We start from the raw sequence: 1,477 nt of genomic DNA on the forward strand, positions 1-1,477 counted from the left end.
CCCAATATTGTCTTTATCATGAGCGATGATCACTCCTACCAGACTTTGAGTGCATATGACGATCGATTTATCGAGACGCCCCACCTGGATCGCATTGCCGGGGAGGGGGTCACATTTGTCAACAGTTTTGTCGCCAACTCGATCTGCGCGCCCAGCCGTGCCACGCTGCTGACCGGCAAGCATTCCCACATGAACGGGCAGCTCGACAACCGGCGGGCCTTTGACGGCCGCCAGCAAACGTTTCCGAAACTGCTGCAGGGGGCGGGCTACCAGACCGCACTGGTGGGCAAGTGGCACCTGCGGAGCACGCCCACCGGCTACGACCATTACGAGCGGCTGATCGGGCAGGGCGACTACTACAACTCCGATTTTATCACCAACGGCGATACGGCGCGCTCGCACGGGTATGTAACGGATGTGATTACGGATAAGAGTATCCGGTGGCTGGAAAACCGAACCCCGGGCCAGCCCTTTGCCCTGCAGGTCCACCACAAGGCGTCCCACCGCATCTGGATGCCCGACACGTCTGCGCTGGGGGCCTTTCAGGATGCCGGGCTCCCGGTCCCGGATACCTTCTTTGACGATTTTACGGGCAAGCGCTATTTGAAAACTGAGATGGGCGAGCAGCCGCAGCGTATTCCGATGCGCATCCCGGCGGCCGAGACCAGGATGAGCATCGCCACAGAGGATATGGACCTGGTCTACGATCTGAAACTGCTGGACGAGGAGGGCGAAATACAGACGAAATACCGCGAGATGTACGCCAACGACCGCTACGCCCGTCTCGACGAGCAGCAGAAGGCCGCCTGGGATGCCCACTACGACCCGATTATCCGGGAATTCAAGCAGAACTGGGAGGCCATGAGCGAGCGCGAGCGGGCGATCTGGAAATACCGACGCTACATGCGAGATTACCTGGCGACCATACGTACCCTCGATGAGAATGTGGGCCGCCTGCTGGAGTACCTGAAGGCGGAGGGATTGTATGAGAATACCCTGGTGGTCTACACCTCCGACCAGGGGTTTTACATGGGCGAGCACGGCTGGTTCGACAAGCGGTTTATCTACGAGCAGTCGATGCGCACCCCGCTGCTGATGAAGTTCCCTGAGGGAATGGCAACCCGTGAGGAGGTGGACGAGCTGGTCCAAAACATTGACTGGGCCCCCACGCTGCTGGAACTGGCCGGCGTTGAGGTACCGGCCGGGATGCAGGGCCAATCGCTGCTTCCGCTGGTCCAGAACGAAGATGACCAGTGGCGCGATGCCCTCTACTACCACTACTATGAGTTTCCCAACGAACACATGGTAAAAAAACACTACGGCCTCCGCACCGACCGCTACAAGTTAATCCATTTCTATGATGATATCGAGGTGTGGGAACTATACGACCTGCAGGAGGATCCGATGGAGCTGAACAACCTGTACGGGCAGCCGGAATACGCCCAGCGGACGCGGGAGCTGAAAGAACGGCTGCGCG

General features: G+C 58.9%; 1 protein-coding gene. It reads left to right on the forward strand.

Annotation, left to right across the window (positions count from 1 at the left end):
- On the forward strand, window positions 1-1,477 hold a 1,477-nt coding region (locus tag ACG2E4_RS18395), incomplete at both ends, for a sulfatase (protein ID WP_395277502.1).

This window comes from Halalkalibaculum sp. DA384, assembly GCF_043951955.1.
Classification (GTDB): domain Bacteria; phylum Bacteroidota; class Rhodothermia; order Balneolales; family Balneolaceae; genus JAMQKA01.